The organism is Bradyrhizobium sp. NBAIM18, assembly GCF_020193825.1.
Classification (GTDB): domain Bacteria; phylum Pseudomonadota; class Alphaproteobacteria; order Rhizobiales; family Xanthobacteraceae; genus Bradyrhizobium; species Bradyrhizobium yuanmingense.
The window spans coordinates 1-242 of sequence record NZ_JADYVO010000092.1; the positions used below are offsets into that span (position 1 = coordinate 1).

A 242-nucleotide genomic window follows, 5' to 3' on the forward strand; every position below is an offset into this window, starting at 1 on the left:
CAATCGTCCGAAGCCAGTGGATCATGCGCGTTGTCCTTGCCGGCGCGATTGCCCGGCATGGACTTCACTTCGGCCGTCTCCGTGGCCGCCTTTGCCGACCCTCGCTCCGACGCGTGCGAGTTGCTGTGGTCCAGACCGCCTGGTTCGGCCGCTTTTGCTGGCCCTGACCAATCGTCCGAAGCCAGTGGATCATGCGCGTTGTCCTTGCCGGCGCGATTGCCCGGCATGGACTTCACGTCGGC

1 protein-coding gene is annotated in these 242 nt (G+C 65.3%); it reads right to left on the reverse strand.

Features of this window, described 5'->3' with window-relative positions; genetic code table 11:
* Nucleotides 1-227, reverse strand: a 227-nt coding sequence (locus tag I6F17_RS37550) for a hypothetical protein (protein ID WP_225132502.1), incomplete at its 3' end; no start/stop codon positions are given.
* Nucleotides 228-242: the final 15 nt, after the last annotated feature.